This is a genomic window from Actinoplanes sp. NPDC049802, assembly GCF_040656595.1.
Taxonomy (GTDB): domain Bacteria; phylum Actinomycetota; class Actinomycetes; order Mycobacteriales; family Micromonosporaceae; genus Actinoplanes.
On the sequence record NZ_JBFAMR010000015.1, the window covers coordinates 112,720 to 135,951 of the forward strand.

Consider the following 23,232-nt stretch of genomic DNA (forward strand, 5'->3'; position numbering starts at 1 on the left):
CGTCTCAGGGCAGCCGCAGCACGTCGGCGACCACCGCGCCGTCGGAGGTGAGCCGGTGCTTGGCCGGGCTGTCGTAGACGACCAGCACCCGGTCGTTCCCCAGCATGCTCAGTCCCTCGGCGTGGTCGTCGCCCTCGCCGTAGGTGAGTTCCAGCTCCCGGACGATCGAGTCGTGCCGCACGATCGTCGGGATCTCGGCCCGGCAGGCGTCGTGCCACCGGTAGATGCGCACCGGCCCGTCCAGGTCCATCGTGGGGCCGGCCAGGACCAGCAGGTCGTCGCCGGCCGGGCACAGGTCGCGCACGCCGAGGCCGTCCAGGTCGAGCACGTGCTTGCGGTAGAGCCGCCCGTCATCGAACCGGTGCAGCCGCAGCCGGCCCGGCTCGTCCGGGGTCACGTAGGGCCGCAGCTCCAGCACGAACGCCCAGCCGCGCAGCACCGGCCCGCGCAGGCCCAGGTAGACCCGGTCGTCGCGGACCGCGATGCCCTCGACGTCGAGCCCGTTGTCCTTGCCGGGGATGGGCAGGAACAGGCTGAGATGCTCGTCGTCGCGCAGCAGCCGGCGCAGGTCGTCGCGGCCGGCCAGGGCGGCCGCCCGGTGCCGTTGACCGCCGACCTCGATCTCCCGGACCGGGGTGGGCAGCCCGTCCACCTCGGCGATCGGCAGGCGTACCAGAATCTGGCGGTTTGCCTGACCCTCCACCCGGGCGAGCCGGCGCAGCGCCTTGGGACCCTCGTGCCGGTCCTTGATCTGCTTGCGGCGCAGGCTGTGCGAGCCGACGGCCCAGAGGAACCGGCCGGAGCGGGCCAGCCCCTCGACGTCGGCCTCCTCGTCGGCGTCCAGGCCGGGCAGGTCGACGAAGTCGGCGAGACGGAACCGGGCCTCGTCGCCGAACTCCGCCGGCTTCGCCGGATCGTCGGCGATCAGCCGCTCGATCGTGGCGGTCTCGTCGCCGGCGATCCAGAGCGCCCGCCCGTCCAGGCGAACCGCGGAAAGATTGGTGTGTGTCGCCGCGGCCTGCGACTCGTCGGAGAACCGCAGCCGCACCCTGTAGTCGACCGTCATGGTCGTCATGGTCCCACCGTCGCGCACTCCTGGTGGAGATCTTCGCGTCAGCCTTACGCTTCCTTTTTCCGGTACGCCTACCCGATCTCGAAACGGGAAGGACGCGATCCGCCTGCCACGCCGGGGCGGTGGCGCGGGCGCCGGGCTCGAGTGGTGGGCCGCGGGCCACGGTGCCGGGTTCGCGGTGGCCGGCGGCTTCGAGGTGAACGGGTCCCGGGTGTCAGGGCGCCTCGGTGGACCGTCCACCCCGGGCCGGCGGTCAGGACAGGAACCGGTGCACGGCCGCGGGGGCCTCGCCGGCCGGGCCGCGCCAGGCCACGTAGCCGTCCGGGCGGACCAGGGTCGCGTCGCCCGTGCCGGCTTCCGGGGCCGTCACCAGCAGGCGGTCCGCGTACCCCTCGAAGGTCTGATCGGTGATCAGCACGTGCCGGCCCGCGCGCAGCGCCTGGTAGAGGCGGCTGCCGTCGCGCAGTGTGACGTCGGTGGCTCGCGGCATGCCCGGGTAGGTGATGCCGACGCCGGAGACGACTCCGGCGGCCCGGCGCGCCACCGGCGGCAGGCCGAGCAGGACGCGGCCCAGGGTGTTGCGTGCCCGGCGGCCCACCGCGGAGTGGATCATCGCGGCCCGGATGAGGGCGCCGCTGCTGCGCAGGACCATCCGGCCGACCGGGTGGCGCTCGGCCTCGTAGGTGTCGAGCAGACCGGCGGGCGCCCAGCCCTGGACGGCCGCGGTGAGTTTCCAGGCGAGGTTCGCGGCGTCCTGCATACCGGTGTTCATGCCCTGCCCGCCGGCCGGTGAGTGCACGTGGGCGGCGTCGCCGGCCAGGAACACCCGGCCCACCCGGTAGCGCGGCGCCTGTCGTTCGTCGCTGTGGAAGCGGGACATCCAGCGGCTCTCGGTGATGCCGAAGTCGGTGCCGTGGACCCGGCCGGTGACCGCGCGGATCTCGTCGAGGGTCACCGGGGTGCGGTCGTCGACCTGGTTGTCGCGGTTCCAGGCGAAGATCCGATACCAGCCGTCGCCGAACGGGGCGACCATCGCGAACGCGTCGCCGACCGCGTCGACCGCCAGCACGTCCTCCGGCGGGGAGGCCAGTCGCACGTCGGCCAGCATGATCGAGGTGAGCACCGCCTTGCCGGGGAAGGGCAGGCCGAGACTCTGCCGGACGGTGCTGCGCACGCCGTCGGCGCCGACCACGTAGTCAGCGGTGACCGGGTCGCCGTCGGCGAAGTCGAGGGTGACCCGGTCGGCGTCCTGCCGCAGGCCGGTGAGGCGGGCGCCGTGCCGGAACTCGGCGCCTGCCTTCTGTGCCCGCTCGGCCAGCGCGTTCTCCACCCGGTACTGCGGGGTGATCAGAAGATAGGGGAACCGGGACGGCAGCAGGGAGAGGTCCAGCCGGATCCCGTCGAACAGGCGCAGGCGCCGCACGCGGGCGCCCTCGGCGGTGAGGCCGTCGGCGAGGCCTCGGGCGTCCAGCAGCTCCAGGGTGCGGGCGTGCACGCCGAAGGCGCGGGTCAGGTTGGACGTCTCGGACCGGCGTTCGAAGACGGTCACCGGGATCCCGGCCGACGCCAGGTCGCCGGCGAGCAGGAGCCCGGTCGGGCCGGCGCCGATGATCGCGACGGTGGTGTGCATGGTGTCCTCCGCTCGCTTGCCAACAGGTGTTGGCAAAACCGTAGGCGCCGCTCCACCCGTCAGTCAACACTTGTTGGCAAACAGGTGTTGGCATATGGTGGGGACATGACGACCCGCCGCTCCGACGCCACCCGCGCCGCGATCCTGGCCGCCGCACGGGAGCGGTTCGCCGCCGACGGATTCGAGCGCGCCACCATCCGGAGCATCGCCGCCGACGCCCGCATCGACCCGTCGATGGTGATGCGCTACTACGGCAACAAGGAAGGGCTGTTCGCCGCGGCGGCCGAGTTCGACCTGCGCCTGCCGGACATGGCCGAGGTGACGCCCGGCCAGGCCGGATCGGTCCTGGTGGGGCACTTCCTCCAGCGGTGGGAGGGCGACGACACCCTGCTCGCCCTACTCCGCGCCGCCGTCACCCAGGAAGGGCCCGCGGAGCGGATCCGCGCCATCTTCGCCGGGCAACTCGGCCCGCTCGCCGCCCGGCTCGCACCGGATCCCGCGCAAGCGCCCGTCCGGGCCGGCCTGGTCGCCACCCAGATGCTCGGATTCGCCCTCTGCCGTTACGTGCTGCGACTGCCGCCGGTGGCCGGTCTGGAGCGCGACGAAGCGGTCGCCTGGCTCGGCCCGACCGTCCAGCGATACCTCACCGGGGACTTGCGCGCGCTCCCGAGATCGTGAAAGTCTCACCGGGCGATCACGCCCAGAGCGCGCGATCCCGATTTCTCGAAAGAGTGAAGCCTGTGATCCCGGCCCGGCCCCACGGCCGCCGCTGAGCATCTCCGCCCGCGGCGGCCCTGCATGCCCATTCCCGCAGGTGTTCCTTCACTCTGAAAAGGCTTTCCTCACCATGGATCTGCGCATCCAGCGCTCCGTCGTGTCCAACCTCCGCACCCGTCCCGAGGTTCTCGAGATCGGCCCCTTCGTGGCCGGTCTTCAGCCGGACACCGACAGTCCCTACCTCAACTACGCCTCCCCGGTGCCCGGCGCGCCGATCACCGGGGCCGACGTCACGGCACTGATCAGCGCGTTCCGGGCGGCGGGGCGCAAACCCCGGCTCGAGTACGTGTGCAGCAGCGCCCCCGACCTGGAAGAACTGCTGCTCACGGCCGGATTCACCGTCGAGGCCCGGCATCAGTACCTGATCTGCACTCCGGAATCGTTGACGGCGTGGCCCGTACCGGAAGGTCTGCGGCTCGCGGAACCCGGCACGGACCCGGACCGGGCCGCGATGTCCGAGGCGGTCAGCGAGGCCTTCGGGGAGTCGTGGGCCGGTGAGGCCGACGTCGCCCGGATCCGCCGCGCCCAGGAACGCGGCGGGGTCGCGCTGGCGGCCTTCGCCGGAAGCGGGACCTGCGCCGGTGGCGCCCAGGCGTCCGCGCCGCAGGACGGGCTGAGCGAGGTGGGCGGCGTCGGCGTACGAGAGGCCTACCGCCGGCGCGGCCTGGCGGCGGCCGTCACCGCCGAACTGACCCGCCTGCTGTTCGCTCGGGGCCGCGAGATCGCCTGGCTCGAAGCGAGCGGCGACGACTCGTGGCGTGTCTACGAGAGGGTCGGCTTCGTCCCCACCGGTCACCGGATCTACATCTCGCTCTGACGCTCTGCATCTCGCTCTGACCAGGAACGGCGCGGGCCGGCCGCCTGCGCGGCCCGCGCCGGTCCTGCCTGTCACTCCGGCGCGCGGCCGCCCAGAAGTCCACGGCGGTCGATGCCCGCGCCGGCCGCTCCGATTTTTGTCGGTGGGAGTCGCTAGGGTGCAGCCGATCGATGGAGCCGAAGCGGGGAGTGGCCGGTGACCGTGGTGCGGAGCGTGGAGACGTTCGTCGTCCCGGTGGCGTGGAGGCGGGTGCGCCGGTGGACCGGCGAGAGCCGCCCGCTGCCCCGGCACCCGGCCCGGGTGAGGTTCGGCGGGGCAGGCGCCCCGGCAGGCGGAGTGCGCCGCGCCGAGGACCGGCGCCGCGGCCGCCAGGACGACCGGCTCCACGAACGCGATCCCATCACCGCGGCCGAGGCGCTGCGCGACCTGACCGAGGTGCCGTCATGACCCTGTCCGTCACCGTTCCCGTCGACGCCATGCAGCGCCCGCCCGCCGAGGTGCGCTACGCCGACGAGTTGGCCCGCCTGCGTGCCGCCGACGACGCGCCCACCCCGCCCGGCTGGGCGCTCAGCCTGCGCGCCGCCCGCGCCTTCGTCGTCGGCGACGACGCGCTCGGCGTCACCCGCAAGTTCGTCGGCGACCCGTCGCTGATCGACCGGGCGCTGGTCAGCCTCGCCACCAGCCGGGGGCTGCTGCTGGTCGGCGAGCCCGGCACCGCGAAGTCGCTGCTCTCCGAACTGCTCGCGGCCGCCGTGAGCGGCGAATCCACCCTCACCATCCAGGGCGGCGCGGCCACCACCGAGGACCAGATCAAGTATTCGTGGAACTACGCGCTGCTCGTCTCCGAAGGCCCGAGCGAGCGGTCGCTGGTGCCGGCGCCGCTGCTGCGGGGCATGGCCGAGGGCCGCACCGTCCGGTTCGAGGAGATCACCCGGTGCCCGCTCGAGGTGCAGGACTGTCTGCTCTCGCCGCTCTCCGACCGGGTCCTCGCCGTGCCGGAGCTGCCCGGTGGGGCCGGCATGGTGTTCGCCAAGGACGGCTTCAACATCATCGCCACGGCCAACACCCGGGACCGTGGCGTCAACGACATGAGCTCGGCGCTGAAACGGCGGTTCAACTTCGAGACGGTCTTCCCGATCGCCGACTTCGACACCGAGCTGGCGCTCGTCGAGGCCGAGGCCGGTGCGCTGCTGCGGCGCTCCGGGGTCACCGTCCCACCCCGGCGGGACGTGCTGGAGGTCCTTGTCACGGCGTTCCGCGAGTTGCGTACCGGGCGGACCGCGCGGGGCGACGAGATGGACCGGCTCTCCGGGGTGATGAGCACCGCCGAGGCGGTCGCCGTGGCGCACGCGATCGGGCTGCGCGGCTGGTTCCTGCGCGGCGCCGCCGGCACCGCCGGCGACCTGGCCTCCTGCCTCGCCGGCACGGCCGCCAAGGACAACCCGGAAGACCTCGCCAAACTGCGCCGCTACCTGGAGCAGCACACCGGATGGCGATCCGGCGAGCAGTGGCGGGAGCTGCGGGACGCCCGGCGGGAACTGCCGGGCGGATGAGCCTCACCGTCATCGGGGTCCGGCACCACAGCCCCGCCTGCGCCCGTCTGGTCGGGGCCACGATCGCCGAGTTGCGGCCCGCCCACGTGCTGATCGAGGGCCCCGCCGACATGAACGACCGGATCGGTGAGCTGCTGCTCGGGCACGAGCTGCCGGTCGCGGTGTTCACCAGCTACGCCGACGACCGGCGGCGGCACGGGTCGTGGGCGCCGTTCTGCGAGTACTCGCCGGAGTGGGAGGCGCTGCGGGCCGCCCGCGAGTGGGGGGCCGAGAGCCGGTTCATCGACCTGCCGGCGTGGCACGAGGCCTTCGCCGACCGGGACAACCGGTATGCCGACGCCGAGCTTCGCCATGCCGAGGCGGTCGGGCGGCTGTGTACGGCGTTCGGCGTGGACAACAGTGACTCGCTGTGGGACCACGTGGTCGAGATGGGGCCCGGCGAAGGGCTCGCGGAGCGGCTGGCGACCTATTTCGACGTGGTCCGGGGGGACGCCGCGGCCGGGGCCTCGGACACGGCCCGGGAAGCGTATATGGCCGAGTGGATCCGGTCCGCGCTCGCTGACGCCGGTGGGCGGCCCGTCGTCGCGGTGGTGGGCGGGTTCCACCGGCCCGCTCTGCTGCGCCTCGTCGCCGCGCCGCCTTCCGCGGTGTCTGGCCCGCCGGCGGCCTCCTCCGCGGTTCCGGGTGCGACCGGCGGTTCGTCCGTGGTGCCTGGTCTGCCGGATGTGGCCTCCGCGGTGCCGGGTGCGGCCGCTGATTCGTCCGCGGTGCCGGGTGCGGTCGCTGATTCGTCCGCGGTGCCGGGTGCGGCCGCTGATTCGTCCGCGGTGCCGGGCGCGGCCGCTGATTCGTCCGCGGTGCCGGGTGCGGCCGCTGATTCCTCCGCGGTGCCGGGTGCGAGCGGCGGTTTCGTGGCGGGGAGCGGCTGGCCCGCCGTTCCGGAGCCGCCGGACGGGGCCACCGCGCGCAGCTACCTGGTGCCCTACTCGTTTCGGCGGCTCGACGCGTTCGGCGGCTACCAGTCCGGCATGCCGTCGCCGGAGTATTACCAGCGGCTCTGGGAGAGCGGGCCGGAGCAGGCCGCCCGATACCTGGTCACGGCGGTCGCCGAGCGGCTGCGCAAGCGCGGTCAGCCGGTCTCCACGGCCGACCTGATCGCCGCGCGGGCCGGAGCCGAGGCGCTGGCCCGGCTGCGCGGCCACTCCTGCCCGGCCCGGGTGGACGTGCTCGACGGCCTGGCCTCCGCTCTGGTCAGCGAAGCCCTCGACGTGCCGCTGCCGTGGGCCGTGCGCGGCGCCGTCACGGCCGGGCAGCACCCGGCCGTGATCGAGATGACGGCCGCCCTCAGCGGCGACCGGCACGGCCGGCTGCATCCGGACACCCCGCTTCCGCCGCTCGTGCACGCCGCCATCGCCGAGTTGGAACGGCACGGCCTCGACCGGCCCGGCGAAGTCGACGTCGACCTGCTCATCCCGCGCGGGCTCGAGATCAGCCGGGTGCTGCACCGGCTCCGGGTGCTGGCCGTGCCCGGGTTCCGCCGGCTCACCGGCCCGGCCACCGGCATCGACCCGGTCCTCGCCGAACGGTGGACGGTTCAGAACCACGAGCAGCGGCTCACCGCCCTCATCGAGGCCGGCGGGTACGGGCCGACCCTGGAGACGGCGGCCGCCGCCCGGATCGCCGAGAGCATCGGCCAGGCCGCCGGCGACCTGGCCGCGCTGGCCGACACCGTCTTCGACGCGGCGCTCTGCGGCGTCACCGAGCTCGGCGAGGACGTGCCCGAGCGGCTGCGTCAAGGAGTCGCGGCCGGCGGCGACCTGACCGTGCTCGGCCGGGTGCTCGCCGTGACGCTGGCGCTGTGGCGGCACGATCGGCTCCTCGGGACCGCCGGCAGCGAGGCGCTCGCCGTCGTCGTGGCGGCCGCGACCCGCCGCATCCTGTGGCTGGCCGAGGGCTGGCACGCGGCCGGGTCGCCGGCCGACCCCGGCCGGATCGCGGCGGTCGCGGCGGTCCGCGACGCGGTGCTGCACGCCGCGACGGTGGGCGTCGACCGTACCGAAACCGTGGCGGTCGCCGCGCGGGTGGCCGCCGACCGGGCCGCGCCGCCGGATCTGCGGGGCGCCTTCTACGGTCTCGGTCACGTGCTCGCCGAATCCTTCCTCGAGGATCCGGCGCAGGCGGTCCGTGGCGCGTTCGCCGCCGGGACGGCCGGTGACTGGCTGGCCGGGCTGTTCGGCGTGGCCCGCGAGCCGGTGCTCGCCCCCAGCGGCATCCTCGGCCTGCTCGACGAGCTCGTCACCGGGTTCGGCGCGCAGGACTTCCTGGTCGCGCTGCCGGCGCTGCGGCAGGCCTTCGCGTACTTCCCGCCCCGCGAGCGGGAGACCATCGGTGAACGGCTGCTGGCCCATCGCGGCATCGACGGCTACGCCCGGGACCTGCTGCGCACCACCGTGCCGGCGGAGACCGTGGCGGCCGGTCTCGCCCTGGACGAGACCGTGGAGCGGCGCCTGGCGCGGGCCGGGCTGATCAGCGCGGGGGAGAGCCGATGACCGACATGGGGCTGGAACGCTGGCGGCTCATCCTCGGCGAGCCGGCCGGCGGCTGTCTCGGCGGGCTCTCCGGCGACGCGGCCGGCCAGGACGCGGCGCTGGACTGGCTCTACGGCCGGGACGGGGAGCTCGGCCGGAGGGACATCCGCAGACAGGGCGACACCGGGCCCTCCCAGCTCACCACGGTCGACTGGCTCGACGACATCACCCGGCTCTTCCCCAAGGAGACCGTCGAGCGGTTGCAGCGCGACGCCGTCGAACGATACGAGATCGACGACATCGTCACCGACCCCGACGTGCTCCAGCGCATCGAACCCAATCCGTCGCTGCTGCGGGCGGTCCTGCGTACCAAGCATCTGATGAACCCGGAGGTGCTCCGGCTGGCCCGGCGCATCGTCGAGGCCGTGGTCCGGGACCTGATGGAACGGCTCGCCACAGAGGTGCGGCAGAGCTTCTCCGGCGCCCGGTCCCGGCGGTCCAGCCGGTTCAAGCAGGCCCGCGACTTCGACGCCCGGCGCACCATCCGCGCCAACCTCGGCAACTACCGGCCGGAGGAGCAGCGGCTCTACGTCGAGACGCCGTACTTCATGTCGCGCACCCGGCGGCAGCTCTCCCAGTGGCAGGTGATCCTGCTCGTCGACCAGTCCGGATCGATGCTGTCCTCGGTGATCCACTCAGCGGTCACCGCGGCCTGCCTGTGGGGACTGCCCGGTGTGCGGACGCATCTCATCGCCTTCGACACCAACGTGGTGGACCTGACGTCGGACGTCAGCGACCCGGTCGAACTGCTGATGAAATCCCAGCTCGGCGGGGGCACCGACATCGCCCGCGCGGTCCGGTACGCCGCCCAGCTGGTCGAACAGCCACGCCGGGCGATCGTCGCGGTGATCAGTGACTTCTTCGAGGGCGGATCGGAGGCCGACCTGGTGCGCAGCGTACGAGGACTGGTCGAACAGGGCAGCATCGTCCTCGGGCTGGCCGCCCTCGACGAGCAGGCGGATCCGGCGTACGACCGGGCCTGCGCGCAGAGACTCGCCGACGTCGGCGCCTGGGTGGGCGCCATGACGCCGGGCGAACTGGCCGCCTTCGTCGCCGAGCGAGTGGGCCGATGAGCGAGCTTGCGAGCGAATTTGGTCAGCTCAGTCATGAACTCATGGCGGCGCCGGAGCGCAGCGGAGGGGACGGCATGAGCGAGCTTGCGAGCGAATCTGGTCAGCTCAGTCATGAACTCATGGCGGCGCCGGAGCGCAGCGGAGGGGACGGCATGAGCGAGCTTGCGAGCGGTTCGCCGGGATCCGCCGGCGTCCCGGCGCGGGCCGATCTGCGGGCCCTGGACGCGGACGCGCTGGCCGCCCTCGCCAATCGGGGCCTGGTGAAACGGGCCGCCCGCGAGGCCGAACGGGAACCACCCGTGCTGTCGGCGGGGGACGGCGTGACGGTCGTCGCCGAGTTCGCCGACGGGGTCCGGGCCGAACTGCCCGAAGGCGGCCTGGAACAGGGGCGCTGCACCTGCGGGGCGGCCGGGGTGTGCCGCCACCTGATCGGGCTGATCTTCGCCTATCAGGCGGCACGGCCGGAGACCGCTCCGTCCCCGGACGAGCCCACCGAGGACGGTCCCGCCTGGTCGCCGGGCGGGTTCACCGACGAGGACCTCGCCGCCCGGATCGGGAACCGGCTGGTGGAGGCGGCCCGCCGAACTCACCAGGCCGGATACACCGCCCGGATCCGGCGCGGCACCGCCCCGGTGGCCGAGCTGCCCGCCGCGACCGTGCGGTTCCTGGTGCCCGGCGACCTGGGTTACGTGCACACCGATGCCCGCGCCGGAGTCCGTGACGACGTGATCGCCCTCGCCGTGTGGGCCTTCCGGGCCGCCGACGAGCAGTCTCCCGGGGCCGACGAGTGCTCCGTCGACGTCGGCGGAGCGCCCGCCGGCGCCACCGTCACCGGCTCCGGCCTGGAGCCGGTCATCGAGTTCGCCGCCGAGGTGCTGCGGTCCGGTGCCGTCCACGCCGGGCCGGGCCTCGTCGCGGCCGCCGCCGGGCATGTCGCCGCCCTCGACCGGGCCGGGCTGCGCTGGCCTCTCGACGCCACCGCCGAACTCGCCGACCAGCTCAGCGCGTACCGGGACCGCAGTGCCCGGTATTCGCCCGGGCAACTCGCCGACCTCATCGCGGAGCTTTTCGCCCGGCACCGCGCGGTGACCGCCGACAGCGGTGCCGGCCTGCGGGCCCGGGTGCTCGGGTCCGAGGAGGCGGCCGAGACGCCGCTGCGCCGGGTGCGGCTGGACGGGCTCGGCGCCCGGGTCACCGCGATCGACAGCCAGCGCCGGGTGGAGATCTTCCACGGCCAGGCGGCCAGCGGGGTGGTCCTGGTGTCGCACCGGCAGTGGGAGACCGACGAGGACGGTCCGGCGCTCGGCCGACGGCGGATCGCCGGCGCCACCGTCGACGCGGTCGCCTCCGGGGCTCTGGTCACCGAGTCCGCGGTCCGCAGCGCCAGCCGTACGGTGCGGCTCAGCGTCAGCCGGATCGCCAAGTCCACGGTCACCGTGTCGAACGGCGCCTGGGACGGGCTGCCACCCGGGCTGCTCACGTACGACTACGCGAAGCTGGCCGCCGAACTCGACGCCATGCCACCCCGCCCGGTCCGCGCCCGGGTGCGCGCCGAACTGGTCCGGGTCCTGGCGATCGCCGAGGTGGGGGAGGTTCGCTACGCGCCCGGGGCACAGCGGCTCAGCGTCGACATCCGGGACGCCTCCGGCATCACCGCCACGGTCGTCGCCACCCACGCGGCGGTCGCGCCGGGCCGGCTCGACGCGGTCGCCGTGGCGCTCGACGGCCGGCGCGGCACGCCCCGGTTCGTGGCCGGCAGCGTGCACCGCAGCGGCGGCCGGGTGATCGTCGACCCGTATGCGATCGCCGCCGACGGCCCACCGGTCATTCCCGACCTGGCCGGCCCCGCCATCGGCCAGGGCCCGCTGAGCGCGGGCGCACCCGGACCGGACGGCGACGTCGGCGACCCGCTGTCCGAGGCGGTGGCCACCGCCCGCGACGTCCTCGCCGAAGCGGCGCACAGCGGCCTCGCCCACCTGCCCGACGCCCACACCGACCGCCTGCGCACGGCCCGCGCCGCACTTGCCCGCACCGGCTTGCACCGGCTCGCCTCCGCCTTGGACGAGGTGGTCAAACACCTCAGCCCGGACCCGGGCGCCGAGGCCACCAGGGCCTGGGTGGACGCCTACCTCCGGGTGAGCCTGGCCGCTGACCTGCTCTGAGCGGACACCCCGGCGTGGGTGCCGGGGTCGGCGGGCGTGGGCCGGTGCCTGTGCTCGGGCCAGTGCGGCGGTTGGTTTGGGCGGGTGGTCCGGTGTGGGTGCCGGGTCGGCGGGCGTGGGCCGGTGCCTGCGCTCGGGGTGAGTTCTTGGCGGTCGGCCCGGTCGGCGCCTGTCTGCAGGGCGTTGGGCGGCTGGTCTGGTGTGGCGCCGGGCCACCCGCTGCTCGGGCCAGTGCGGCGGTTGGTTTGGGCGGGTGGTCCGGTGTGGGTGCCGGGGTCGGCGGGCGTGGGCCGGTGCCTGCGCTCGGGGTGAGTTCTTGGCGGTCGGCCTGGTCGGCGCCTGTCTGCAGGGCGTTGGGCGGCTGGTCTGGTGTGGCGCCGGGCCACCGGCGAGCCGTGGCTCGGAGTTGCCCGGCGGGCAAGGGCCCAACCACCGATCTCAGCCCGGCGGGCGCGGCAGAGGCGGGAGTGGGCGGCGAGATCGCGGTCGCACGGCGGAACGGCCCCGATGGGACGTGACGGGGTCACGCGTACGGAAGAAGGGTGTCAGCTGTTTCGGACGGCGTTCTCCACGCCGGTCTCGTGTGGGCCGAGGAAGACCGGGTCGCGGGAGGTCAGGACGTCGGCGGCGGCTTTGACGGCGGCGCCGTATTCGCGGATCTCGCCGCGCAGCCATAGGCCTTCGTAGATGCGGACGGTGTCGTCGCCGACCCCGGTGGCTTCGATGCCCTGCTTGCGGCAGAGGGCCACGGCGCGGGGCAGGTGGAAGTCCTGGGTCACCACGATCGCCTGCTGGACGCCGAAGATCTTGCGGGCCCGGACGCAGGAGTCGTAGGTGTCGAAGCCCGCGTGGTCCTGGACCACCCGGTCGTCGGGGACGCCCCGGGCGACCAGCCAGGCCCGCATCGCGCCCGGCTCGTCGTAGGCCCATTCGCCGTGGTCGCCGGAGACCAGAATCGCCTTGATCTTGCCGGTTTCCAGGAGCCGGCGGGCGATGTCCAGGCGGGCGGCCAGAAATGCCGACGGCTGGCCGTTCGGGTCCACCTGGGCGCCCAGGACCAGCGCGACCGGGGCGGCCGGGACCGAAGCGGCGTCATAGATGTGACCGTCCGCGGCGGAACGGACCCATCTGGTGCAGCCGATCGCGACGGTGACGGCCAGGATCGCGCCGAGCGCGCCCACCGCGATCAGGCGGCGTAGCCGTTTGCCTCGAAGGACGGCGCGCAGGGACGTGGACCAGCTGCGGAACAGGAAACGCTTCGGCACCGGACCGAGGATGGCAAAGCCGGTCAACCCGGAGCCCGATGGCAGCATGATCCCATGATCGATGTCGCGGTGGAGGGGGATCCGCTCGTTCGGTGGGCGCTGGCGGCGCCGGAGGCGCGCGTCTGGCGGCGGCCGGGTGCGGTCGTCGTCGCGTGCCCGGACCTGTCCCACTGGGACCGCCTGGTGATGAACGGGGATGCGGCGGCGCTGGCGGCCCTGCTGCCGGAGGTGCTGGCGGGGACCGGGGAGACCTTCCGGCCGTTCGGGACCGAGGAACTGGTGACCGAGGTGGTCGCGCGGGTTCCCGGGCTCGAGGTGAGCGCGGCCTTCGCCTGGATGGAGAGGACCGCGCCGGTGGCCCGGACCGTGGACGGGGCGGTGTGGCTCGGCGAGGAGGACTGGGCCGAGGTGACCGCGCTGATCGACGAGGCCTATCCGGAGTCGTATGCCCGGCCGGGCGGCGCGGGCGTGCGGCGGTGGGCGGGCATCCGGGACGGGGAGGGCGCTCTGCTCACCGTGGCGGCGGAGGCGTGGTCGACCGCGGAGATCGGGTTCCTGTCCGGCGTGGCCACCCGGCCGTCCGCCCGGGGTCGCGGGCTGGGGGCGGCGATCTGCGCGTTCGTCGCCGACGAGCTGCTCACCGGCCGGGAGCGGGTGGCGCTCCTGGTCGACTACTGGAACACGGCGGCGCTGGCGACCTATTCGCGGCTCGGGTTCGCGACTCGCCGGGTCGCCGCCGCGCGGCGCACCTGAGAGTGGCGCACCTGAGAGTGGCGCACCTGAGAGCGGCGCATCTGAGCGGAGGCGGGGAGCGGCGCCGCCGGGTGTGAGGGCGGCGCCGCTGGGAGCGGAGTGAGAGCCGGTGCGGGCCGGCGGCAGCCGGGTGACCGGTCTCAGGCGGCCCGGGTGGCGGTGTAGAGCAGGTATTCCCAGTCCATCACCCCGCCACCCTGGTCGAAGCGGGACGCCAGTGCGGCCAGCTCGGAGTCCAGGGCCTCCACCCGGGCCGGGTCGTCGGCGATGTTGCGGTAGACGGCGATCGTCGGGCCGTAGTGGCTTTTGAAGTAGTCGCGGAAGTCCTCCGGGGTACGGAAGTGGGACACCCGCAGGCTGCGGCGTTCCACCGACACACCGGTGACGCCGGCGCCGAGCAGCGACTGCAGGTGGTCCGGATCGCCCCAGCGGGGCGGGGGCTGGGCGCCGGCCGGGGGCGGGGCGGCGTACGGCTTCATGGTGGCGAACATCTGGCCGACGAAGCCTTCCGGCGTCCAGTTGAGCAGGCCGATCGTGCCGCCGGGACGGCAGACGCGGAGCAGTTCGGCGGCGGCGGTCTCGTGGAACGGGGCGAACATGACGCCGATGCACGACAGGACCGCGTCGAACGAGGCGGTGTCGAAGGGCAGCGCCTCGGCGTCGGCCTCCGTCCAGGTGAGTTTGGCGTCGCGGGTGGCGGCCAGGCGTTCGCCGACCGCCAGCAACTCCGGAGTGAGATCACTGGCGGTGACGGTGGCGCCGGTGAGGGCGGCCGGGATCGCGGCGTTGCCGGTGCCCGCGCCGACGTCGAGGACGGTCTGCCCGGCGCCGACCCCGGCCGCCTTGACCAGGATCGGCCCGAGTGGGGAGACGAGGTCGGCGGCGAGCTCCGGATAGTCGCCGGAGGCCCACATGGCGCGATGCTTCATCTTCAAGGTGGGGTTCGTCATGTCACTGACGGTAGGCGTCGCGGAGACGGCGGGCCTAGTACACGATGTGTATCGCCACTGTCCGCTTCCGGACGGACGTTCTCCCTGGTTGGCCCTATGGTCACGGGATGGGAGCGTCATACGGGCAGTTCTGCCCGGTCGCGAAGGCGATGGAGCTGCTCGACGAGCGCTGGACCATGCTGCTGGTCCGGGAGCTTCTGGCCGGCAGCCGCCGGTTCAACGATCTGCGCCGGGGACTGCCGCGGATGTCGCCGACCCTGCTGTCCCGGCGTCTCCAGCAGCTGGCCGCGGCCGGGCTGGTGGAGCGCCACGAGTACGGCGCCGAGGTGGAGTACGAGCTGACCGTGTCCGGCAAGGAGCTGGAGCCGATCGTGATGGCTCTCGGCGCGTGGGGCGCCCGCTGGATTCCCGAGCTGGGTGACCGTGACCTGGATCCGAGGCTGCTGCTGTGGGACATGCACCGCGGGGTCGATCATGAGGCGGTGCCGCGCCGGCGTACCGTGCTGTGGTTCTCGTTCCCGTCCGCGCCGCCGGGATCGCGGGAGTGGTGGCTGGTGATCACCCCGGCCGAGGCGGATGTCTGTGACGTCGACCCCGGTCACGACGTGGACGTGCGGGTGACCGCCGACCTGCGCTGCCTGACCGACGTGTGGCGGGGCGAGCGCAGTTGGGCGTCGGCGTTGCGTTCCGGCGAGGTGGCGTTCGAGGGCCCGGCGGAGTTGCGCCGGGGACTGCCCGGATGGTTCCGGCAGTCCCCGTTCGCGACGGTCCCGCGGCCCTAGGAGATCCGGAACTTGGCCGACTGGAGGGCCGACGGCCGCGAGTTCGGCCCGACGAGCATCTCGAAGTCGCCGGCCTCGACGGCCCGTACGCCGTCCGCCGACACGAGCGTGCAGTCCGCCGCCGCCACCTCGAGCTCGACGGTGACGCTCTCCCCGGGCGCGACGGTCACCTGCCGGTACGCCTTGAGCTCCCGTGCCGCCCAGGTGACGCTGGTGACGAGGTCGCTCACGTAAACCTGCACGGTTTCCAGGGCCGGGCGTGTCCCGGTGTTGGTGAGCCGCACGGTGGCCCGCACCACCCCGTCGGCGGCGACGTCCGGCTCCTCGATGCTGAGCCCGTCGTACGTCACGGTGGTGTAGCTGAGGCCCTCCCCGAAGGCGAACAGCGGGTCCTGGGTGAGGTCGGCGTACCGGGAGCCGTGCTGGCCGCGCAGCTGGTTGTAGTAGACCGGCTGCTGGCCGGCATGCCGGGCGGCCGAGATCGGCATCCGCCCGGTCGGCTCGATCAGGCCGAGAAGCAGTTCGGCGATCGCCTGCCCGCCCCGCATGCCCGGGTTGAACGCCTGCACGATCGCGGCGGCCTCGAGCGCCGACGGCGGCAGTGCGAGCGGCTTGGCGTCGATCAGCACCACGATCATCGGGGTGCCGGTGGCCGCGACCGCGTCGAGCAGCGCGATCTGCCCGCCCTGCAGTTCCAGCGTGGCGGTGGACTTGTGCTCGCCGTTGAGGTTGACGGTGTCGCCGACGACGACGATCGCGTAGTCGGCGGCGGCCGCGAGGGACGCCGCGGCAGCGAGCCGATCGGGCGAGGCGGGGACGGCCTCGGAGATCGGCGGCCGGGGCTGCCCGTCCGGGAACGTCTCGCCGTCCGGGTCGGGCACCAGCCGCTCGATCTCCACGGCCGGATCGAAGTCCAGCTCCCAGCCGGCGGGCAGCAGGGCGCGCAGCCCGTCCAGCACGGTCGCGGTCAGTTCCCGCGGGTGGCCGCCGGGCATCCAGTCGACCTGCCCGGAGTCGCCGGTCCAGTCGCCGAGTTGCGCGGACACGTCGTCGGCGTTGGGCCCGAGCAGGGCGATGCGCTTCGACGGCGCGGACGGCAGGGGCAGCACGCCGTCGTTGCGCAGCAGCACCAGCGAACGGCGGGCCACCTCCAGGTTCAGGGCGGTGTGCGCGGAGCAGCCGATCACCTCCCGTTGCCGGGCGGCGTCCGGGGTGCGCGGGTTCTCGAAGAGGCCCAGTTCGAACTTCAGGCGCAGGATCCGGCGTACCGCTGAATCGAGATCGTCCTCCTGCAGCAGGCCGCGCCGGATCGCCTCCTGGACGCCCTCGAAGAAGGCGGGGGTCGTCATGATGACGTCGTTGCCGGCTTTGACCGCGAGTGCCGCGGCCTCGGCGTAGTCGGCGCAGACCTTCTGCTCCCAGACCATCCGGCCGACGTTGTCCCAGTCGGTGACGAGCGTGCCGGTGAAGCCCCACTCGCCCTTGAGCACGTCGTTGAGCAGCCATTTGTTGGCGGTGATCGGCACGCCGTCCATCGACTGGTAGCCGAGCATGAAGACCCGGCAGCCCTCGGCCGCGGCCCGCTCGAACGGCGGCAGGAACCAGGAGCGCAGCTTGCGCCGGCTGATGTCGGCCTCGCTGGCGTCCCGGCCGCCCTGCGTCTCGGAGTAGCCGGCGAAGTGCTTGGCGGTGGCCAGGATGGCGGTCGGGTCGGTCAGGCCGTCGCCCTGGTAGCCGCGGATCATCGCGGCGCCGAGCTCGCCGATCAGGTACGGGTCCTCGCCGAACGTCTCGTCGACCCGGCCCCAGCGCAGGTCCCGGGCGATGCAGAGGACCGGTGAGAAGGTCCAGTGCACGCCGGTGGCGGCGGCCTCGACGGCGGTGGCCCGGCCGACCTTCTCGACCAGACCGGGATCCCAGGTGGCGGCCATGCCGAGCTGGGTGGGGAAGACCGTGGCGCCGGGCCAGAACCCGTGGCCGTGGATGCAGTCCTCCGCGGTGATCAGCGGGATCCGCAGGCGGGTGCGCGCGACCATCTCGGCCGCTTCGACGAGCTTGGCCGGTGACGTGTGCAGAATCGAACCGGCGAGCTTCTCCAGCACGATCTCGGAGAGGTCCTGCCGGGCGTCGAGCTGGAGCATCTGTCCGGCCTTCTCGGGCAGCGTCATCCGGCCCAGCAGATCCTCCACGCGCTCCGCAACTCCGAGCGTGAAGTCCTGATATGGCATGGGCATGGTGTCGCTCCCAGGAGATGTGCCGAACACGAACGGTTCGGAGTCTTCCAGTCCGGAACCGGTTCCGGCACCCCGATCCGGTTCCGGAACTTCATCGTCCGGCTGATTGGCCGGGGAGGCGAATTCACCGCGATGCCGGTATGGTCCTTAGCGGACCGCACGCAGTGAAGTTTGTTGATCACGCATGGTGATCCAAGGGGGGTCATGGGTTCGGCTGACCGGGTTCTTCGGCGGACCGCCGAGGCGATCGAGCACATCGCGGGAATCTGTTTCAAGACCGGCCCACCGCTGCGGGTCGGCGCCGAGTTGGAGTGGACCACACACCGAGCCGCCGACCCGTCCGCGCAACTGCGGGCCGGTGACCTGGCCGAGGCACTGGGCGAGCACGCACCGGTCACCCTCGGCAACCCGGACCCCGTGCCACTGCCCGGCGGTGGCGCCGTCACCGTCGAGCCGGGCGGCCAGCTCGAGATCTCCTCGGCCCCGGCCGGATCGCTGGCCGAGCTGTACGACGCGGTCACCGCCGACGGCGAGTCCCTCACCACGCTGCTGGCCGGCGCCGGGCTGGTGCTGGGGGAGCGGGGACTCGACCCGTTCCGGCGCCCCCGCCGCATCCTCCAGACCCCGCGGTACGCCGCGATGGAACGGTCCTTCGACGAGGCCGGGCGGACCATGATGACCGCCACGGCGGGCCTCCAGATCTGCCTCGACGCGGGCGAGGCGCACCGGATTCCGGCCCGGTGGGCGGCCCTGCACGAGATGGGCCCGGCCCTGCTGGCCCTGTTCGCGAACTCTCCGGCCGACGGCTGGGCGTCCGCACGGATGGCCGCCTGGCTGCGGATCGACCCCCGGCGTACCGCTCCCGTCCCACCCTCCGCGGACCCCGCGCGAGCCTGGGCGGAGTACGCGCTGCGCGCCCCGCTCCTGTGCGTCTCCCGGCCCCACGGCCGCTGGGACGTCCCGCCCGGAGTGACCTTCGCCGACTGGATCGAGGCGGGCGGTATCGAGGCCGGCCGGATCGGCGCCGGGCGGATCGGGGCGCGGCGGATAGGCCCCCGCCGCGGACGGCCGCCACTGCTCACCGAGCCGGTCGACCGGCCGCCCACGTCGGCCGACCTCGACTATCACCTGGGCACCCTGTTCCCGCCGGTCCGGCCCCGCGGCTACCTGGAGGTCCGCTACCTGGACAGTCAGCCCGGCGGCGAATGGATCGTTCCGGCGGCGGTGCTCGTCACCCTGCTCGACTCCGACACGCTCACCGATCGCGCCCGCGAACTGGCCGCCGCCGGGGCCGGCCGCTGGCATGCGGCCGCCCGGTTCGGCCTGGCCGACGAGCCGGTCCGCCGGTCCGCCGTCGCCCTGGCCGACCTGGCCCTCTGCCACCTGGACCGGACCGGTCTGCCGGCCGCCGTCCGGCAGACGGTGGCCGAGGGTGTCCGGCGCCGTCTGCACCGCCACCGAGAGGGGATTCCCGCATGACCGACCGCACCGAGCGGCACCCGGCCGCAGCAGACCACGGGCCTCGCAGGCGAGGGCCGGGAGGGCATGCGAAGGGAAGTACGGCATGACCGACCGCACCGAGCGGCACCCGGCCGCAGCAGACCACGGGCCTCGCAGGCGAGGGCCGGGAGGGCATGCGAAGGGAAATACGGCATGACCGGGGACTTGCGGCTCGTTATCGCCGCTGAGCTGGAGCGTGCCCGCGCCCGGACCCGGGTGCTCACCGAATCGGTCGACGACCACGATCTGATCAGCCAGCATTCGCCGCTGATGTCCCCGCTGGTGTGGGATCTGGCGCACGTCGGCAACCAGGAGGAGCTCTGGCTGGTCCGGGACGTGGGCGGCCGGGATCCGGTGCGTCACGACATCGACGAGCTCTACGATGCCTTCAAGCACGCCCGCCGGGACCGTCCCGCTCTGCCGCTGCTGGATCCGGCGGAAGCCCGGGCGTACACGGCGATCGTCCGCGACAAGGTCCTGGACGTGCTCGACCGGGTCCGCCTCGATTCGTCCCGGCCGCTCGTCGACGGCGGATTCGCCTTCGGGATGATCGTCCAGCACGAGCAGCAGCACGACGAGACGATGCTCGCCACCCATCAGCTCCGGGTGGGCGGTCCCGTGCTGTCCGCTCCGCCGCCGCCTCCCGCCCAGACCAACATAAGCGGAGAAATCTTTATAAAAGCAGGCAAATTCCTCATGGGTACGGACACCGAGCCCTGGGCCCTGGACAACGAGCGCCCTGCTCACACCGTCGACGTCCCCGCCTTCTGGATCGACGCCGCCCCGACGACCAATGGACAGTACGCGGCCTTCATCGATGCCGGTGGCTACGACGACCCGCGCTGGTGGAGTGAACGCGGCTGGGCGCACCGAAAGAACGCGGACCTCACACGGCCGCTGCACTGGCTGAGGGACCGCGACGGCTGGCACTACCGCCGATTCGGCCGGGTCGACCCGGTGCACCCGGACGAACCCGTGGTCCACGTCTGCTACTTCGAGGCCGAGGCGTACGCGGCATGGGCCGGAAAGCGCCTGCCCACCGAGGCAGAGTGGGAGAAGGCCGCCCGCCACGACCCGGCGACCGGCCGATCCCGCCGCTACCCGTGGGGAGACGACCCACCCGGCCCACGGCACGCCAACCTGGGCCAGCGCCACCTGAGCCCGGCACCGGTCGGCGCCTACCCTCGGGGCGCCTCCCCGCTCGGCGTGCACCAGCTGATCGGCGACGTCTGGGAGTGGGTGTCCACCGGATTCGACGGCTATCCCGGGTTCAGCGCCTTCCCGTACCGGGAGTACTCGGAGGTGTTCTTCGGCGGCGACTACCGGGTGCTGCGCGGCGGCTCGTTCGGCACCGACGCGTCCGCCTGCCGGGGCACGTTCCGCAACTGGGACCATCCGATCCGGCGGCAGATCTTCTCCGGCTTCCGCTGCGCCCGAGACGCCTGATGTGCCGCCACCTGGGGTATCTCGGCCCGCCCGTACCGCTGTCGAGTCTCCTGCTGGACCCGCCGCACGCGCTCGCCACCCAGGCGTGGGCCCCGCGCGACATGCGCGGCGGCGGCACCATCAACGCCGACGGTTTCGGTGTCGGCTGGTGGCCGCCGGGCGCCGCCGAACCGGTGCGGTACCGCAGTGCCATGCCGATCTGGACCGACGCCGCGCTGCCGCCGCTCGCGGCCGCCACCTCGTCGGGGGCGATCCTCGCCGCGGTCCGCTCGGCGACCGTGGGCCTGCCGGTGGTGGAGACCGCGGCCGCGCCGTTCACAGACGGCCGGTGGCTGTTCAGCCACAACGGCGTGATCCGCGGCTGGCCGGCGGCGGTCGCCGCGCTCGCCCGTGGCCTGCCGGTCGAGGACCTGCTCACGCTCGACGCGCCGACCGATTCGGCGACCCTGTGGGCGCTGCTGCGGGCGAGATTGCGGGCCGGCGAGCCGCCGGCGAAGGCGGTCGCCGCCCTGGTCGCCGAGGTCGCCGCGGCGGCCCCCGGGTCCCGGCTGAACCTGCTGCTCACCGACGGAACCCAGCTGATCGCGACGGCCCACGGCCACGCCCTGTCGGCTCGCGCCGGCCGCGGCGCGGTCCTTATCAGCTCCGAACCCCTGGACGCCTCCCCGGCCTGGCGGCCCGTCCCGGACGGCCACCTGGTCGTCGCCACCACCGCCGGCCTGGAGATGACACCGAACCCCTGAGGAGACGCATGCTCACGCTGATCGACGACCGGGACCTGGCCCGGTCGCTGCGCGCCGACGTGCTCGCCGGCCTGACCGTCACCCCGAAGTGGCTGCCGCCCCGATGGTTCTACGACGCCCGCGGCAGCGAACTCTTCGAGCAGATCACTCGGCTGCCGGAGTACTACCCGACCCGTGCCGAACGGGCGGTCCTCGCCGCCAACGCCCCCGCCATCGCCCGGATCACCGAGGCGAAATGCCTGGTGGAGCTGGGTTCCGGCTCCTCCGAGAAGACCCGTCTGCTGCTCGACGCGATGCTTCAGCGGGGCACGCTCGGCTCCTTCGTGCCGCTGGACGTCTCGGCGACCGCGCTGTCCGCGGCCGTCGGCGCCCTGACCGCCGCCTATCCGGGGCTGACCGTCACCGGGGTGGTCGGCGACTTCGCCCGGCATCTGGCGTACCTCCCGGACGGCGACAACCGGGTGGTCGCCTTCCTCGGTGGCACCATCGGCAACCTGACGCCACCGGAGCGGTCCGGCTTCCTGACCGCGCTGCGCGCCGCCCTGCACGACGGCGAGTGGCTGCTGCTCGGTGCCGACCTGGTCAAGGACCCGGCGGTGCTGGTCCCGGCCTACGACGACGCGGCCGGGGTAACCGCCGAGTTCAACCGCAACGTGCTCCGGGTGATCAACCGGGAACTGGGCGGCGACTTCGACCCGGCCGCGTTCGAGCACGTGGCCCTCTGGGACGCCGGGCGGGAGTGGATCGAGATGCGGCTCCGCTCGGTCCGCGACCAGGTGGCGCACCTGCCGGAGCTGGATCTCACGGTGGAGTTCGCCGCCGGCGAGGAACTGCGCACCGAGATCTCCGCCAAGTTCCGCCGCGACGGTCTGTCCGCCGAACTCGCCGCCGCCGGCTTCCACCTGAGCCACTGGTGGACGGATCCGGGCGACCGTTTCGGCGTGGCCCTGGCCCAGGCGGGGTAACGCCCGGAAGGTTGACGCTTCGTGCTTCCCTGGCACCGAGGGGGTGCCACATGGAATCCGGGACAGCTGTCCGCGAACCGCACCTCCTGCTGGTGGAAGCGGTCCTGCGGACGTCGAGGGAGCACGCCGACTGGTGGGCCGAGGGCGGCCCCCGCCCGTTGCTGCCGCGCGCCTGGCAGCAACTGTGGCGCGACGCCGTCCTCCGCCAGATGGACCTCGCCGGCGAGACCGAGGTGACCGCCCGCCGCGCCGTCCAGGACATGCTCGACCAGCTCACCCGCCTCGACCGCGAGGCCGAGTGGTTCCGCGCCGATCCGGCGCTGCGCCGCCGAGCCGTCAGCGAGACCCTCCTCTTCGGTACCCGGCTCGGCCCCGGCGTGCCCAGCCGTCCCGCCCAGGTCGCCTGGTTCCGCCGGCGCGGCCTCCGCCCGGTCGACTACGCCAAGGTCTCCGCGATAGCCGCCGCCCAGGACGAATGGCTGGCCGCCTGGAACACCTGGGCCGAGGCCGTCCGCTGACCCTGATGGGAACGGTGTCGTCGCTCGGCCGGTGAGGTCCGGCTGGTGTTGAGGGCTGTTCCGGCGTTCTTGAAACAGCGCTGACATCCCTGCCGGCTGCTCAAGGGAGGGCGCGCTCGTAGGTCCTTCTCGTAGGTCCTTCTCAGACGAGGACCGCGCCCCGTGGTCCGCCGCTGGGCGGACGCCTTGCCGGCGAAGACCGCGTCACGGGGCTGATGGGGCGGGGCTCGGAGGATGACGGCGGGCCGGATGGGCTCGGTGGCCGGAGGGTGCCGTGTCGCTGTGGGGCGGGGGCCAGTGTTCACCAGCGATGTGTTCGTTGAGAACGTGACACCCGTGGTGGGTGTGATGACACCCGTGGCGGGTGTCGTGTTTGCCGGCCGTAGGTAGCCGTGATCCGGGTT

The 23,232-nt window shown here is 73.4% G+C and carries 19 protein-coding genes; 14 read left to right on the forward strand and 5 right to left on the reverse strand.

The annotated features are described in order from the left end of the window. Window positions 1-4: 4 nt before the first annotated feature. Together AB0I88_RS13770 and AB0I88_RS13775 are read right to left on the reverse strand one after the other, a co-directional pair. On the reverse strand, window positions 5-1,075 hold the full coding sequence (locus tag AB0I88_RS13770; RefSeq protein ID WP_361022630.1) for a DUF3616 domain-containing protein: 1,071 nt from the start codon (window positions 1,073-1,075) through the stop codon (window positions 5-7). 250 nt (window positions 1,076-1,325) lie between these two features. Continuing rightward, a complete protein-coding gene (locus tag AB0I88_RS13775; protein WP_361022633.1) occupies window positions 1,326-2,702 on the reverse strand; it encodes an FAD-dependent monooxygenase in 1,377 nt (458 codons plus the stop codon). Between the two features lie 105 nt (window positions 2,703-2,807). Between AB0I88_RS13775 and AB0I88_RS13780 the strand changes: the two genes are divergently transcribed. The 7 genes from AB0I88_RS13780 (at window position 2,808) to AB0I88_RS13810 (ending at window position 11,672) form a co-directional block, all read left to right on the forward strand. Beyond that, window positions 2,808-3,380, forward strand: a complete 573-nt coding sequence (locus AB0I88_RS13780; protein ID WP_361022636.1) for a TetR family transcriptional regulator — start codon at window positions 2,808-2,810, stop codon at window positions 3,378-3,380. Between the two features lie 169 nt (window positions 3,381-3,549). Continuing rightward, window positions 3,550-4,296: a GNAT family N-acetyltransferase gene (locus AB0I88_RS13785; protein ID WP_361022639.1), complete on the forward strand. Its 747-nt coding sequence runs from the start codon at window positions 3,550-3,552 to the stop codon at window positions 4,294-4,296. A gap of 195 nt (window positions 4,297-4,491) precedes the next feature. Continuing rightward, the gene (locus AB0I88_RS13790) at window positions 4,492-4,743 is read left to right on the forward strand and encodes a hypothetical protein (RefSeq protein ID WP_361022642.1); all 252 of its coding nucleotides are present in this window, start codon (window positions 4,492-4,494) and stop codon (window positions 4,741-4,743) included. Further along, window positions 4,740-5,849 (forward strand): AAA family ATPase, encoded by a 1,110-nt coding sequence (locus tag AB0I88_RS13795; RefSeq protein ID WP_361022645.1) that lies wholly within the window; start codon window positions 4,740-4,742, stop codon window positions 5,847-5,849. Before AB0I88_RS13790 ends, AB0I88_RS13795 begins: the two co-directional genes overlap by 4 nt. Then, window positions 5,846-8,398 (forward strand): DUF5682 family protein, encoded by a 2,553-nt coding sequence (locus tag AB0I88_RS13800; protein ID WP_361022648.1) that lies wholly within the window; start codon window positions 5,846-5,848, stop codon window positions 8,396-8,398. Before AB0I88_RS13795 ends, AB0I88_RS13800 begins: the two co-directional genes overlap by 4 nt. Further along, the gene (locus tag AB0I88_RS13805; protein ID WP_361022651.1) at window positions 8,395-9,510 is read left to right on the forward strand and encodes a VWA domain-containing protein; all 1,116 of its coding nucleotides are present in this window, start codon (window positions 8,395-8,397) and stop codon (window positions 9,508-9,510) included. Before AB0I88_RS13800 ends, AB0I88_RS13805 begins: the two co-directional genes overlap by 4 nt. A 152-nt stretch (window positions 9,511-9,662) precedes the next feature. Beyond that, window positions 9,663-11,672: a hypothetical protein gene (locus tag AB0I88_RS13810; RefSeq protein WP_361022654.1), complete on the forward strand. Its 2,010-nt coding sequence runs from the start codon at window positions 9,663-9,665 to the stop codon at window positions 11,670-11,672. 545 nt (window positions 11,673-12,217) lie between these two features. Here the strand turns inward: AB0I88_RS13810 and AB0I88_RS13815 are convergent. Continuing rightward, complete coding sequence (locus tag AB0I88_RS13815) at window positions 12,218-12,859, reverse strand: ElyC/SanA/YdcF family protein (RefSeq protein WP_361022710.1); 642 nt, start codon at window positions 12,857-12,859, stop codon at window positions 12,218-12,220. 132 nt (window positions 12,860-12,991) lie between these two features. Here AB0I88_RS13815 and AB0I88_RS13820 point away from each other — a divergent pair, with 132 nt between their 5' ends. Further along, window positions 12,992-13,690 carry a GNAT family N-acetyltransferase gene (locus AB0I88_RS13820; RefSeq protein ID WP_361022656.1) on the forward strand — a complete coding sequence of 233 codons (699 nt, stop codon included), beginning with the start codon at window positions 12,992-12,994 and terminating at the stop codon, window positions 13,688-13,690. A 140-nt stretch (window positions 13,691-13,830) separates the two neighbouring features. Here the strand turns inward: AB0I88_RS13820 and AB0I88_RS13825 are convergent, their stop codons facing one another. Continuing rightward, window positions 13,831-14,640, reverse strand: a complete 810-nt coding sequence (locus tag AB0I88_RS13825; RefSeq protein WP_361022659.1) for a class I SAM-dependent methyltransferase — start codon at window positions 14,638-14,640, stop codon at window positions 13,831-13,833. 107 nt (window positions 14,641-14,747) lie between these two features. On the opposite strand from AB0I88_RS13825, the gene AB0I88_RS13830 reads away from it, so the two are divergent. Then, on the forward strand, window positions 14,748-15,422 hold the full coding sequence (locus AB0I88_RS13830) for a helix-turn-helix domain-containing protein (protein WP_361022662.1): 675 nt from the start codon (window positions 14,748-14,750) through the stop codon (window positions 15,420-15,422). Here AB0I88_RS13830 and AB0I88_RS13835 read toward each other — a convergent pair. Next, window positions 15,419-17,656 (reverse strand): glycoside hydrolase family 3 N-terminal domain-containing protein, encoded by a 2,238-nt coding sequence (locus AB0I88_RS13835; protein ID WP_361022665.1) that lies wholly within the window; start codon window positions 17,654-17,656, stop codon window positions 15,419-15,421. The two genes, AB0I88_RS13830 and AB0I88_RS13835, sit on opposite strands and share 4 nt — an antisense overlap. Window positions 17,657-17,860: 204 nt before the next feature. Here AB0I88_RS13835 and AB0I88_RS13840 point away from each other — a divergent pair, with 204 nt between their 5' ends. From AB0I88_RS13840 to AB0I88_RS13860, 5 genes are all read left to right on the forward strand, one after another. Continuing rightward, the gene (locus tag AB0I88_RS13840) at window positions 17,861-19,135 is read left to right on the forward strand and encodes a glutamate-cysteine ligase family protein (protein ID WP_361022668.1); all 1,275 of its coding nucleotides are present in this window, start codon (window positions 17,861-17,863) and stop codon (window positions 19,133-19,135) included. 174 nt (window positions 19,136-19,309) lie between these two features. Then, entirely contained in the window at window positions 19,310-20,602 is a 1,293-nt protein-coding gene (egtB, locus tag AB0I88_RS13845; protein WP_361022672.1) for an ergothioneine biosynthesis protein EgtB, read from the forward strand. Then, on the forward strand, window positions 20,602-21,345 hold the full coding sequence (egtC, locus tag AB0I88_RS13850) for an ergothioneine biosynthesis protein EgtC (RefSeq protein ID WP_361022675.1): 744 nt from the start codon (window positions 20,602-20,604) through the stop codon (window positions 21,343-21,345). Before egtB ends, egtC begins: the two co-directional genes overlap by 1 nt. Window positions 21,346-21,353: 8 nt before the next feature. After that, on the forward strand, window positions 21,354-22,310 hold the full coding sequence (gene egtD, locus AB0I88_RS13855; protein ID WP_361022678.1) for an L-histidine N(alpha)-methyltransferase: 957 nt from the start codon (window positions 21,354-21,356) through the stop codon (window positions 22,308-22,310). A 50-nt stretch (window positions 22,311-22,360) separates the two neighbouring features. Continuing rightward, window positions 22,361-22,828, forward strand: a complete 468-nt coding sequence (locus tag AB0I88_RS13860) for a hypothetical protein (protein WP_361022681.1) — start codon at window positions 22,361-22,363, stop codon at window positions 22,826-22,828. Window positions 22,829-23,232: the final 404 nt, after the last annotated feature.